General features: G+C 59.5%; 10 protein-coding genes. 8 read left to right on the forward strand and 2 right to left on the reverse strand.

Features of this window, described 5'->3' with window-relative positions:
• Positions 1-239: 239 nt before the first annotated feature.
• Positions 240-2,621, forward strand: a complete 2,382-nt coding sequence (locus FHS54_RS13895; protein WP_167304657.1) for a TonB-dependent receptor — start codon at positions 240-242, stop codon at positions 2,619-2,621.
• A gap of 117 nt (positions 2,622-2,738) precedes the next feature.
• On the forward strand, positions 2,739-3,533 hold the full coding sequence (locus tag FHS54_RS13900) for an SDR family oxidoreductase (protein ID WP_167304659.1): 795 nt from the start codon (positions 2,739-2,741) through the stop codon (positions 3,531-3,533).
• Between the two features lie 243 nt (positions 3,534-3,776).
• On the opposite strand, the gene FHS54_RS13905 is transcribed toward FHS54_RS13900, so the two are convergent.
• Positions 3,777-4,328: a VOC family protein gene (locus FHS54_RS13905; protein WP_167304661.1), complete on the reverse strand. Its 552-nt coding sequence runs from the start codon at positions 4,326-4,328 to the stop codon at positions 3,777-3,779.
• A gap of 535 nt (positions 4,329-4,863) precedes the next feature.
• Here FHS54_RS13905 and FHS54_RS13910 point away from each other — a divergent pair.
• The 4 genes from FHS54_RS13910 (at position 4,864) to FHS54_RS13925 (ending at position 8,801) form a co-directional block, all read left to right on the forward strand.
• Positions 4,864-5,682: an SDR family NAD(P)-dependent oxidoreductase gene (locus FHS54_RS13910; RefSeq protein WP_167304663.1), complete on the forward strand. Its 819-nt coding sequence runs from the start codon at positions 4,864-4,866 to the stop codon at positions 5,680-5,682.
• A 270-nt stretch (positions 5,683-5,952) separates the two neighbouring features.
• A complete protein-coding gene (locus tag FHS54_RS13915; RefSeq protein ID WP_167305161.1) occupies positions 5,953-7,095 on the forward strand; it encodes a Rossmann-fold NAD(P)-binding domain-containing protein in 1,143 nt (380 codons plus the stop codon).
• Positions 7,096-7,112: 17 nt separating this feature from the next.
• On the forward strand, positions 7,113-7,403 hold the full coding sequence (locus FHS54_RS13920) for a proton-translocating transhydrogenase family protein (RefSeq protein ID WP_167304665.1): 291 nt from the start codon (positions 7,113-7,115) through the stop codon (positions 7,401-7,403).
• Positions 7,404-7,406: 3 nt separating this feature from the next.
• The gene (locus FHS54_RS13925; RefSeq protein WP_167304667.1) at positions 7,407-8,801 is read left to right on the forward strand and encodes an NAD(P)(+) transhydrogenase (Re/Si-specific) subunit beta; all 1,395 of its coding nucleotides are present in this window, start codon (positions 7,407-7,409) and stop codon (positions 8,799-8,801) included.
• Positions 8,802-9,015: 214 nt separating this feature from the next.
• Here FHS54_RS13925 and FHS54_RS13930 read toward each other — a convergent pair whose 3' ends face one another.
• Positions 9,016-9,933: a LysR substrate-binding domain-containing protein gene (locus FHS54_RS13930; protein ID WP_167304669.1), complete on the reverse strand. Its 918-nt coding sequence runs from the start codon at positions 9,931-9,933 to the stop codon at positions 9,016-9,018.
• A 206-nt stretch (positions 9,934-10,139) separates the two neighbouring features.
• On the opposite strand from FHS54_RS13930, the gene FHS54_RS13935 reads away from it, so the two are divergent.
• Together FHS54_RS13935 and surE are read left to right on the forward strand one after the other, a co-directional pair.
• Entirely contained in the window at positions 10,140-11,252 is a 1,113-nt protein-coding gene (locus tag FHS54_RS13935) for an S-(hydroxymethyl)glutathione dehydrogenase/class III alcohol dehydrogenase (RefSeq protein WP_167304671.1), read from the forward strand.
• A 391-nt stretch (positions 11,253-11,643) separates the two neighbouring features.
• The gene (gene surE, locus FHS54_RS13940) at positions 11,644-12,498 is read left to right on the forward strand and encodes a 5'/3'-nucleotidase SurE (protein ID WP_167304673.1); all 855 of its coding nucleotides are present in this window, start codon (positions 11,644-11,646) and stop codon (positions 12,496-12,498) included.
• Positions 12,499-12,566 lie beyond the last annotated feature (68 nt).

Genomic DNA, 12,566 nt, shown 5'->3' on the forward strand with positions numbered 1-12,566 from the left:
AGTCGGGCATCGAATCATCTCCCCCGGTTATCATAGCATTTTAGCCGATTGGCGACCATTTTAGTGCGGAAGATACCTGCCAAATGTCAGTTATATACGAAATGCGGAGTGCCTTTTGGGTGGATTCCTGTTGACCGACAACGGGAATGAAGTTAGCTAGCACACTTGTATGGAGACAAGTCGCGCAAAAGCGACATATGCCATTTTAGGACCAAGTCTGCGTGGATGGGGAGGATATCATGAACAGCCTGGCATTTTCGTCGGCAATTGCGATCGCAACTGCATTGGTGGGCGCTCAAGCGTCCTGGGCTCAGGAGCCGCAGCAGATGGAGGCCGCGCCCACACCAACCCAGGAACCGGCAGGCCAAGGGCTTGCCGATATCATCGTGACCGCCCAAAAGCGCGCAGAGCCGTTGCAGAGCGTGCCAGTATCCGTTTCTGCATTCAGCAATGACACGCTTCAAAAGGCCCGCGTTGAAGGGCTTACCGGCCTGCGCGGCCTGGTCCCCGGCATGACCGTCACGCGCTCTGGCGCGGCCGTTGACGTTCCGCAGATCAGCCTGCGCGGTATTTCCATCCAGGACGTTCTGCCCAGCGTCGAACCCGGCATCGGCATCACGCTGGACGGCATCCCCATCGCATTCCAGCGCGGTGCGTTGATCGATGCGTTCGACGTGCAGCGGGTCGAGGTGCTGCGCGGTCCACAGGGCGTCCTTAACGGGAAGAACACAACCGGCGGTTCAATCAACGTCGTGCGCCTGCGTCCCGATCCATCCGCAGATACGACGGGCCGGGTTCGCTTTACCATCGGCAGTTTCGGCCAGAACGACTATGAAGGCTATATCATGGCCCCGGTCGTGAAGGATATCCTGGCAGTCAAGGCGACGGTTTCGGTTCGCAAGGACAAAGGTCAGTTCCGCAACATCGTGACCGGCGGGCGGGAAGGGGATCGCGACGTCCGGCAATATTCGCTGGCTGCGGTCGCGACGCCCACCGACAGGCTGAACATCTATGTGGCGTTCGACCGGCTGGAAAATGACAGCGTCATTCCCCCTTATGTGCCGACGCATGTTCCCGACTTTATTACCTATCCCATCCCCGGATATTTTGGCGGCTTTAATTCCCCCTGTATCAATCCGGCGACGCAGATTGTCTGCAGCCCCCTGAGCGGCCTGGACAAGGGAAAGAATGAAGTTGAGAGCACCCAGCTGCCGGCTTCCCTGCGAATGACCGCCGGTACTGGCGAGATATCCTATGATCTGACGGATGAGGTGACGTTCACGTCCCTGACCGGATATCGTGAATTCCACGAACGGCAGACCAGCGACTTCGATGCGACGCGTTTTGCCCTGTTCCGCGACAAGGCCGCAGTCGATGCCAAGCAGTTTTCCCAGGAAGCGCGTTTCGCAACATCCTTCTCCGGCCCGTTCAACATCGTCGCCGGTGCGTTCTATATGAATTATTCCTATACGGAACGGCAGAACCCGTCGCTGGACATGGCAGTCCTGCCGGACATGGATGCGAACGGAAATGTCATCCTGACCAATGGCTTGCCGACATTTTCGACACCGCCGGGCGTTGCGTTCCTCAATTCGCTGAACCGCTACCGCACATATCAGACCAACAAGACGTTCGCCCTGTTCTTCCAGGCCGACTACGACATCACCGATCAGCTGCGGCTGACCGTCGGTGGGCGTCAGACATGGGACAAGAAGACCACCGATTATACCCTGTGGGCGCCGGTATTTTCGACCGTTCGTGACATGGACGTCGTCGGTCCGCTGGTTGGCCAAGATACGGGCCGGGCGAAGTTCAAGAAGTTCACGCCCAAGGTCAATTTGCAGTATAAGTTCACGCCCGACATCCTTGCCTATGCGCAATATAGCAAGGGCTATAACACCGGTGGCTTCAATGGCCGTCCCGGCAATCTGATCACCGCCGTTCAGGCTTATCAACCGGAGACGATGGAGGCCTATGAAGTCGGTCTGAAAACCGAATTCCTGAACAATCGCGTCCGTTTGAACCTGTCCGCTTTCCACAACACCTTGGATGACAAGCAGGAGAATGTGCTCCAGGTCGTGGGGACCACGAATGTGACGTCGACACTCAACGTCGCCAAGGCCCAGTATAAGGGATTTGAGGTGGAGTTGGCCGTCGCGCCCATGCGCGGGTGGACGATCAGTGGATCGGCGGGTTATCTGGATGCAAAGTACAAGGATTTCGTCGGAAACCTGGGGCAAGGGGTCCAGGACCTGAGCAGCCTGAGGTTGCGGCGCGTGCCGAAATGGACCGCTGGCGCGATTTCGGACTACAGCTTTGCGGCGGGTCCCGGCACCGCTGGGGTGAATGCGGCGATTTTTCACACCGGTCGTTATGAAACGGACGTGCTGAATGATCCTCGCGGCTCTATTCCCCCGGTTACGAAGATCGACCTGGGCGCTCGTTATGAATTGCCGGTTACCGGCAACACCACCATCGAGCTGGCGGCGTTCGTGAAGAATGTCACCAACAATACGACATATGACGGATATACCTCTGGTGAAGCGGTCGGCACTTTTATCGAATTTGCCAACCCATCGCCGGGCCGCCAGTGGGGGGCGTCGCTGACCGCGCGTTTCTGAACTGGTGTCCAAAGTCTTCGGGTGGCGGGGCTACCCTGTCAAAATAACCCCGCCACCCGAGACCGACGCGAAAATTCGCCAAAGCCGGCACCAAATTGAAACGCAGGAGATTTCCAGATGAGGCTTGAAGGAAAGGTAGCGCTGGTCGCTGGGGCGGCGGGAGCCGACAATATGGGCCAGAAGATTGCCGAGCGGCTGGCGAAGGAAGGGTGCAAGGTCGTCGTCACCGGGCGTCATGAAGAGCCGCTGCGCGCCATCGCCGATCGGATCGACGGCAGTTACGTCCAGATGGACATCACGGACAAGGCGCAGGTGGAAGCCGCCGTGGACTTTGCCGTCAGAAGCTATGGCAAGCTGGACGTTGCGGTCAACGCCACCGGATGGGGCCTGATGAAGCCGACCCATGAAACCAGCGAGGCCGATCTGGACAAGATTCTGGCCATCCAGTTCAAGGGGCCGTTCTTCTTCATCCAGGCGATGCTGCGCGTGATGGGGCAGGGCGGGTCGATCATCCAGATTTCCTCAGCCACGGCGACCATCATGCTGGAAAATCATGCCGCCTATATGGGGACCAAGGCAGGTATCGACCATGTGATCCGCACCGTTGCCAACGAATATGGCGTGCGCGGCATCCGGGCGAATTCGATATCGCCGGGCCTGACAGAGACGCCGATGGCAGGCGACACATTCAGTTTCAAGGAGTTGGTGGACGCTTTTGCGAAAGAATACCCCCTTGGACGCCTGGGTACGCGCGAAGATATTGCGGCCGCCGTGGTGTGGCTGGCATCCGACGAATGTTTCATGACTGGCCAGAATCTTCAGGTGAATGGCGGGTTGACGCTGCGCCGCAACCCGATCCTGTCGGAACTGGGCGAAGTTGCCGCTCGGGCCACGGCTCATCTGAGCAGCTGAACTGACGATATTTGCGAAGGGGAGGTTGGCTTCGGCCCGCCTCCCTTTTTTTGTGGGCGCGTGATTGCCCGGTGTGTCGATGATGCGTTAAAGCCGCCCTGGCGCATTATGCACCGGGGCGGCGATTGGTTCTAAAGCGGATTCACCCCGTTCGGGCTGAGCTTCTTTTGATGTGCGAGCCTGAAGAAGTAGAACCCTTCGACAGGCTCAGGGCGAACGAAGGAATCTAGCCTGGTAACGCCTTTAGATATCGGTGAACTGCATCCGGCGGATTGGATCTGTTCCATCAAAGCCCTCGGCGGACTTTTTCAGATGTGCGTAGAAGGGGCGGGTGCCTTCTTCTTCATAAAGCTCGGTCATCACGCCCAGCTGCTTTGACGTGTCCATGATGGCGTAGCGGCCCAGGCCGTTGGGGAAGGTTTCCCCGTAAAGAGCCGCCTCGCAACCTTCCGCTTCATATTGAGCGATCCGCTTGTCGAGGTCATCGACGAACATCGCGAAATGGTGGATGCGCGACTCGCCCTGCTTTACCAGGTCGCGATAGGCCGATGGCTGATCATCATGCTGTTGCACGAATTCCGCAGTGATATTGCCCCACTGGCCATAGACGGACGTGACGTCGATGACGCTGTCCTTGCCCCGATAGCGATGAACGTGGAGCGGGTAATGTTCGACCGCCCAGAAAGGGCCGGAGCCATAGCGGCGCGAGTGGGCGCGGGCCGCTTCAATCGCGTCAGGAACCACGAAAGCGATCTGCGTGATCGCAAGGGCAGGGGTGAAGATGAAATCGCTCATGTAACTACTTCCTTGTTGAACATTTGTCAGTTGGATGATGCGAACGTGAATGAATGCCTGCGTCGCAGGACCTAACGGTCGTGCCGCTTTGAGGAGGCGAGGCGCGAATGGCGGGAGATTGCCGACGACGCCCGATGTGCGAGGCAATTCCATGCCTCGCCGTCGTGGCGGCCTTCACCGCGCGGCGCATTTTGTGCCTTTCTAACGGTCATTAATCCTCGATCCTGGGCGGGCTTTTTGTCACTGCCCTGTCGTTGCTTATTCAATAAACGACATCCGTCTGTTATAGAAAGTGACGAACGTCGTCAAACCGATAATGGATGGGGCCGGGATCTGACCTCCTGATCGACAGCAAGTCCCATGCACGCGCATTGCGCATTGACTTGGTAAACGACAAATGTCAGTGATATCGATAAACGACGAGACGGCTGCCGTCTCAGGCGCTGTGATCCCGCCGCCAAGGCCGGCGGTGATGGTTCGGCACAAAACACAAAGCAGAGCGATTCCGGCTCGCACTTATGGAGAGAAGTGGGAAATGACCTATAATCTGACAGTACGGCCCGATGGAGCTGTGTTCATTATCGGCGGCACCGGCGGCGCGGGATCGGCCATCGTGCGGGCCTTTGCGAAGACCGGGGCCAATATCGCATTCACCTATAACAGCAATGAACGCAAGGCGAACGCCCTGGTCGAGGAGTTGGCGGCTGACGGGGTGAAGGCGTCGGCGAGCAAGCTGGACATCACGGACCTACAGGCCGTTGAGGGATGTATTGCGCAAGTCGTGGAGCAGTACGGCCATATCCACACGGTCATCTACGCGTCAGGCCCGATGTGGGATAACACGCTCCAATTGGCCGACGTGAAGCCCAGTTTCATGGAGTTTCTGGTCAAGACGGAGCTGTTCGGATTCTTCAACGTGATCAGCGCGACCAAGGAACAGATGCGCGCGAACAAGGGCGTCATCACGGTTTGCACCAGTTTCGGCAACGCGCGCCGTTTCGACCGCGACGGCCAATCCGCCGTGCCGAAGGCGGGCCTCGAAAGCATGGCGCTCTACCTTGCGGCGGAAGAGGCGGTTTATGGCGTGCGTGCCAACGTCGTTCGTTTGGGCTGGTTCAATTTCGGCATGGGCGCGATCGACAAGGCCGAGGCTGAACTGGACGATCCGGGCCGCGCGATGACCGGCGGCGACGCTGGCGCGGAAGCGCTGGAGTGGATGACCAGTCGCATCCGCCTGGGCAACCGGCCGGGTCGAGGAGAGGAACTGGCCAGCATGGTGCTCTACCTTTCGTCGGAACAGGCATCCTATGTCACCGGCCAGATCACCTGCGTCGACGGCGGCATTTCGCTTTAGCCACTTTGGCGGGCGCGGCCTTCAGGGCTGTGCCCGCTTGTCCTTTATGGGCTGAGCCGGATGCGCCGCGCCTGTGGCCGGTTGGCCGAAGGCGGCTGTTCCGGGGTGGCGCGAATGGGTGTCGTCAATCCCATGATTGACATATGTCAGATAGTATGCAGGTATACTAATGACGCCATGCCCGCTCGAAGCGCGGGATGGACGTGTCGGGAGAATGCTTCCGACATGGGCCGGTAACTGAAAACCCGGCGGACACGGAGAGGATCAATGGTGCAGATTTCCGTCCTGGTTAACCTGGAGGCAGGTGATCATCGCGTTGCGTTGACGCCATCAGCCGTCACCCGTTATGCGAAGCTGGGCTTGTCCACGCTGGTCGAAAGCGGCGCGGGCCTTGCTGCGGGGTTTTCGGACGAAGCCTATGCGGCACAGGGCGCGGCCATTGTTTCCCGCCAGGAAGCGCTGACACAGGCGGACGCCCTGGTCACGGTTCGGCCCCCGGCGGCGGCTGATCTTGCGGGGGTCCGGCCCGGAACCAAGCTGATCGGGGGGCTTGCGCCCTACGCCGACCCCGCCCGGATGGCGGATTATGCCAGCCTGGGCGTGGAGGCCATGGCGCTTGAGCTGCTGCCCCGCACGACGCGGGCGCAGGCGATGGACATATTGTCCAGTCAGGCCAATCTGGCCGGCTATCATGCGGTGGCGCGGGCCACGACCGAGCTTAATCGCTGCCTGCCCATGATGACCACGGCGGCAGGGTCGATCGTCGCGGCCAAGGCTTTTGTCATGGGCGTTGGCGTCGCCGGGCTACAGGCTATCGCCACCGCCCGGCGGCTGGGCGCGGTGGTGTCCGCCACGGATGTCCGGCCGGAAACGCGGGAGCAGATCATGTCGCTGGGCGCAAAGCCTGTGTTCGAGGATATCCGCGACGGCGACCAGTTGACCGCAGCGGCGGGCGGCTATGCAGGGGAAATGAGCGAAGCCTATCGCCAGCGTCAGGCGGCGTTGGTCAGTGGCCACATCGCCATGCAGGACATTGTCGTCACGACCGCGCTGATCCCCGGTCGGCCCGCGCCGCGCCTGATCAGCGATGCGCAGATCGCGACCATGAAGCCGGGCAGCGTGATCGTCGATCTGGCGGCGGAAAGCGGCGGCAATGTCGAAGGTGCAGTGGTGGGAGAGATGGTGGAACGCCATGGCGTGAAGATTATCGGGCTGGTCGATGGCGCATCACGGCTGGCGGTTGACGCGTCGAACCTGTTCGCGCGCAACTGCTATAATTTCATCGAAGCCTATTGGGACAAGGTAGGAAAGACGTTGGCGATGGCCGCCGACGATGTGCTGATCGAAGCAGTGACGCTGACGCGGGGTGGCATGATTGTGCATCCCCGATTCGTTCAGGCGGCAGCGGCCTGAAGCAGGGGATGGTGACAGTGAACGCTTTTAATGCAGATTATCTTTTCGTCTTCATACTGGCGGCCTTTTTGGGTTTTCAGTTGATCAAGAAGGTGTCGCCGCTGCTGCATTCGCCGTTGATGTCGCTGACCAATGCGATTGCGGCGGTGGTGATCGTGGGGGCGATCACGATCACGGGTGAGGAAGGCGCGACGCCGCTGGCCAAGACGCTGGGCTTTATCGCGGTGTTCTGCGCGACGGTGAATCTGGTCAGCGGGTTCATGATCACCGATCGCATGCTCAAGATGTTCAAGCCGCGGGGGAAGTAACAGATGGGCGTCTTTGTTCCTTTTGCGGCGATTGCCGCATCGGCTCTGTTCATCCTGTCGCTGATGTGGATGAGCCATCCTTCGACTGCCCGGCGCGGCGTGCGCGCGGGCGAAATCGGGATGGTCATCGCCATCATCGGCGCGCTGGTCCAGCATGAGGTGGTCAATTACGACCTGATCATCATCGCGATGATCGCGGGTGCGGCGGCGGGCATCCCGATGGCGCTGTTGATGCCGATGACGGCGATCCCGCAGCGAACTGCCATTTCCCACGCATTCGGCGCGCTGGCTGTCGGCCTGATCGGCGCGGCTGAATATTATAAACATGCCCACCCCGAATATGCCGGCGGCTTCATCATGTGGGTGCTGATGTTCGAAATGCTGCTGGGTTTCCTGACCTGCACGGCATCGGTCGTCGCCTTTGCCAAGCTGCAGGAACTGATGGGCAGCCGCCCGGTGTCTTTCCCCGGCCAACGCATCTTCAATGGCGCGGTGGCGCTGGCGACGGTGGTGATCGGCGCGACGCTGGCGATCGATCCGACCCAGACCTGGCTGTTCCCGGCGTTTGTCGCGCTGGCGCTGCTGTTTGGCATATTGCTGGTGATCCCGATCGGCGGGGCGGACATGCCGACCGTGATCGCGCTGCTCAACAGCTATGCAGGTCTGGCGGCGAGCGCCATGGGCTTTGCGCTGGGCAACAAGCTGTTGATCGTGGCGGGCGCGCTGGACGGGGCGTCGGGCTTCATCCTGGCGCTGGTCATGTGCAAGGCGATGAACCGCAGCTTTGCCAACGTCATGTTCGGCGGCTTTGGCAAGGTGATCGCGGGCGTGACCGGGGGCAAGGACGACCGCGTGGTGCGTTCCGCCTCGGCTGAGGAAGCGGCGATGCAGCTGGAAAATGCCAGCAGCGTGGTCATCATCCCCGGCTACGGCATGGCGGTGGCACAGGCGCAGCACAAGGTGAGCGAGCTTTACCAGGCGCTGACCAAGAAGGGCGTGGACGTCAAGTTCGCGATCCACCCGGTGGCGGGGCGCATGCCCGGTCACATGAACGTGCTGCTGGCCGAAGCCAATGTGCCTTATGAGCAGCTGGTCAACCTGGACGACATCAACCCCGAACTGCCGCAGGCGGACGTGGCGGTGATCATCGGCGCGAACGACACGGTCAATCCGTCAGCGCGTGACGACCCGCAGAGCGCCATCGCGGGCATGCCGATCATCGAGGCGGATCGCGCCAAGTCGGTGTTCGTGATCAAACGGTCGATGAATGCGGGCTTTGCCGGGATCGATAATCCGATCTATTATAACAGCAACACCCAGATGCTGTTCGGTGACGCCAAGGACATGGTCGGCTCCATCGCCAAGGAACTGAGCGGGGGCGGGTCCGGGTTGCACTGATCGACAGCGGCGTTCTGTTCAGGTCGCCGCCGCTGCTGGCGCTTGAACAAGGTGATACGGGACGAGGCAGGGCAGGAGGATCGGCATCAAGGACCGGTGCGTTTCTCAGGCGCTTTTCGGTCTTTACATCGATCAGTGCGAAGGATTGCCCGAAAATATTTGGGGAATACCCAAATTGCGATGACTATATGTTGACGATATGCTCAGATTCAAATCAATCCAAGTGATTGGGTGATCCAGATTTGGGACCAATTTGGTCAATAGTGCGTCCTAGCTCTTGCTGTAGGCATTCGACGACTTGCTGAACTTTCGGTAGCAAATGTCTTCGCTGAGGATAAACTGCCCAGATCGGTTCATCTTCAGGCTGGAAATCCTCGAGCAATAGCTCAACTGTGCCTTGCTTTAGATGGGGTAAAATATAAAAATCAGGCAGCTGACAGATGCCCAAACCAGCGAGGCATGCTTCGATCACTGCATGCCCGCTATTACAACGGAAGCGCCCTTTCGGCCTGTGAATGGCTGTGTGACCATCGCGCTGATAATGCCAAGTGGTGGACGTGCCTGCAATACATTCATGCGCTGCCAGGGATTCGACGAGTTTGGGCCGTCCGGCGGAAGCCAGATAGCTGGGTGCCGCACAGGTATAGAGCCTGCGCGAAGCAACACGGGTTGCGATCAGACGCGGGTCCGTAATCGGACCCGTACGTACAGCCAGGTCAAAGCCTTCGGCCGCCAGATCAATCACTTGGTTGGACAGCAGGATCGATACTGTCAGCTTAGGATGCTGCATGGCGAAACGGCGGATGATTGGTGCGACGAAGAGCTCCCCCATCGCCGTGGAACAGGTGACCCTCAGCTCGCCTTGGGGCTCATTACGTTCACTGATGAGGCCAATTGCTTCATCCCTTTCCTGAGCGATCCGCTCGCAGCGTTCGAAAAAGATGCGACCCGTGTCGGTCAAGCGCACAGTACGGGTTGTGCGGTGGAGCAGCTGCGCCGCTATACGCTGCTCCAGCGCCATAATGGATCGGCTGACATGCGTTGTTGATACGCCCAGCGTCCTAGCACCGCGCGTAAATGAGCCAGTCCTGGCCACGCTCAAAAATTCGTCGATTCCGTCCCAGCTGGACACAAATTATCCCTATTATGAAATAATGCTTTGCCAAAAGCCTATATTATCAAATCGTAGGGTCATTGCTACGAGGGATCGACAGAAAAATGAGGACAGGCTGGGGTAGCGCGAGCGCATGTGAGTCCGCGATACCTGCACAGGATTTTGGCTGTTTGCGTTTTGTCATCCTTGATTTCTCAAATTTCGATCCGTTCCAGGAGTGAAAAATGAAGACCCGCGCCGCCGTTGCCTTTGAAGCGAAGAAGCCTTTGGAGATCGTCGAAGTTGACCTGGAGGGGCCTAAAGCGGGCGAGGTTCTGGTCGAAATCATGGCGACGGGCATATGCCATACCGATGCGTACACGCTCGACGGGCTGGATAGCGAGGGCATCTTTCCGTCGATCCTGGGGCATGAAGGCGCGGGCGTCGTGCGGGAGGTCGGTGCCGGGGTAACGTCGGTAAAGCCGGGCGATCATGTGATCCCGCTCTACACCCCTGAATGCCGCCAGTGCAAAAGCTGCCTTTCGGGCAAGACGAACCTGTGCACCGCGATCCGCGCGACGCAGGGCAAGGGGCTGATGCCTGACGGGACGACCCGCTTTTCCTATAAGGGGCAGCCGATCTTCCATTATATGGGCTGCTCGACCTTCTCGAACTTCACCGTGTTGCCGGAAATCGCGGTGGCGAAGATCAGGGAGGACGCGCCTTTCGACAAGAGCTGCTATATCGGGTGCGGGGTCACGACTGGCGTGGGCGCGGTGGTCAAGACGGCGAAGGTGACGCCCGGTTCCAACGTCATCGTCTTTGGCCTTGGCGGCATCGGCCTTAATGTCATCCAGGGCGCAAGGATGGTGGGCGCGGACATGATCGTGGGCGTCGACCTGAATGACGGCAAGGCCGAATGGGGCCGCCGGTTCGGCATGACCCATTTTTACAATCCCAGGGGCAAGAGCACGGACGAAGTGGTGGCCGACCTGGTGGCCCTGACCGATGGCGGGGCGGATTATACGTTCGATTGCACTGGCAATACGCAAGTCATGCGCCAGGCGCTGGAAGCCTGCCATCGCGGCTGGGGCGTTTCCACGGTGATCGGCGTCGCCGAAGCGGGCAAGGAAATCTCTACCCGGCCATTCCAGCTGGTCACTGGCCGCGTGTGGCAGGGCAGCGCCTTTGGTGGTGCGAAGGGGCGCACGGATGTGCCCAGGATCGTCGACTGGTATATGAGCGGCAAGATCGAGATCGACCCGATGATTACCCATGTCCTTAGCCTGGAGGACATCAACAAGGGTTTCGACCTGATGCATGCGGGCGAAAGCATCCGATCCGTCGTGGTCTTCTGATCGCCTCACCTTAGCACCGATCGTCGTTCGCCAGTTCTGGGGAGGCTCTGGGGAACATGCGTTGCCCTGGAGGCAGCCATCAATTTCGGCAGTAGGGTGCAGCCAGGTTGAGCGTGCCCCGTCTGCATTGCCGACCAGCTCCGCGATAATGTCTGCTGCATGAACGCATCAGGATGTGATGAACGGGGTATGTTGCTGATTGTCCTTGGGAACCAGCCGAATCTTCACCCGATAATGACATTACCGATGGGTCAGAGATCAGGCGACAGGCATTGACGCTTCTGTCGACAAAGGGCGGCCCGAGCAAATAGGGTTGCACTCTATAGAAACAAACGTTAATTATTATTGGATCATTGGGTGTTGGTTCGGACAAATGGATTCGCGGGCTTCGATGAACGTCTTATTGACCAATTCAGAAGGTGATGGTTCGCGAGGCATCCTGTCCTTACGCGGCGCATTGATCGCGGCAGGGTTCAATGTGCTCACCGTAGCTCCGGCCTCGTCCGCGCCCAGAATGTCCCGGGCGATTTCCGACCGGACTGCGATGCGGATGGAGCGGGCCGGGGATGATGATTGTCATCCCATCTACCGTGTTCATGGCACGGCGGCGGATTGCGTGCGAGTGGCGATCCTGTCTGGGATGGCACGTAACATTGCTGCCGTAGTGTCTGGAATCGCGGAGGAAGCGAATATTGGTGACGACGCCAGCTATTCCTCTACCTTTGGCGCAGCCGCCGAAGCCGCGATCCTGGGCTATCCTGCGATGGCCCTCTCGCAGCAGGCCCATTCGAGCGTGTCCGGCTGCGATGGTGCGCACGAACAGGATTTCAGTTGGTCCTGCGCGGTGGGCGCGGAGCTCACCGCCTGGCTGGCTGCTTCACCACCGCCCGAACGCAGCATCCTGAACGTCAATATCCCGGCGCGCCTTACGGGCCGTCACCTCAAGCTGACATCATTAAGTGAACGCATCTGGGAGCCGCTCGACTGGGAGCAGGCGGAGACCGGGGTAGATGATGGCTGGTTGATACACCCCGCTGCCTATCGTTCCTCCCGCTTCGTGGAGGAAGCAGGATCTGACGCATCGGCAATCGCGAACGGGCATGTGTCGGTCACGCCGATCAGTCTCGACCAGGGCAGCGTCAAGGCCGCCGTTCGCCTTCGGGCGTGGACGCGCCGGATCATTCAGGCTGCCGACCCCCGGCTGGGCGCTTCGGACGGGGCGTGCGCGGCAGGCTGTTGCGGATAGCGGTTGGCAAAAGAGGTCGCGCTGCTGGGAAATCCGCTCAACGAAATATGGGAAAGACTAACCACCAC

The organism is Sphingobium vermicomposti, assembly GCF_011762025.1.
Classification (GTDB): Bacteria; Pseudomonadota; Alphaproteobacteria; order Sphingomonadales; family Sphingomonadaceae; genus Sphingobium; species Sphingobium vermicomposti.

Excerpts from the sequence above, each read along its gene's own strand:
- FHS54_RS13900 (WP_167304659.1), top strand. The coding sequence starts at position 2,739 with ATGAGGCTTGAAGGAAAGGTAGCGCTGGTCGCTGGGGCGGCGGGAGCC.
- FHS54_RS13905 (WP_167304661.1), bottom strand. The coding sequence starts at position 4,328 with ATGAGCGATTTCATCTTCACCCCTGCCCTTGCGATCACGCAGATCGCT.
- FHS54_RS13910 (WP_167304663.1), top strand. The coding sequence starts at position 4,864 with ATGACCTATAATCTGACAGTACGGCCCGATGGAGCTGTGTTCATTATC.
- FHS54_RS13895 (WP_167304657.1), top strand. The coding sequence starts at position 240 with ATGAACAGCCTGGCATTTTCGTCGGCAATTGCGATCGCAACTGCATTG.
- FHS54_RS13925 (WP_167304667.1), top strand. The coding sequence starts at position 7,407 with ATGGGCGTCTTTGTTCCTTTTGCGGCGATTGCCGCATCGGCTCTGTTC.
- surE (WP_167304673.1), top strand. The coding sequence starts at position 11,644 with ATGAACGTCTTATTGACCAATTCAGAAGGTGATGGTTCGCGAGGCATC.
- FHS54_RS13935 (WP_167304671.1), top strand. The coding sequence starts at position 10,140 with ATGAAGACCCGCGCCGCCGTTGCCTTTGAAGCGAAGAAGCCTTTGGAG.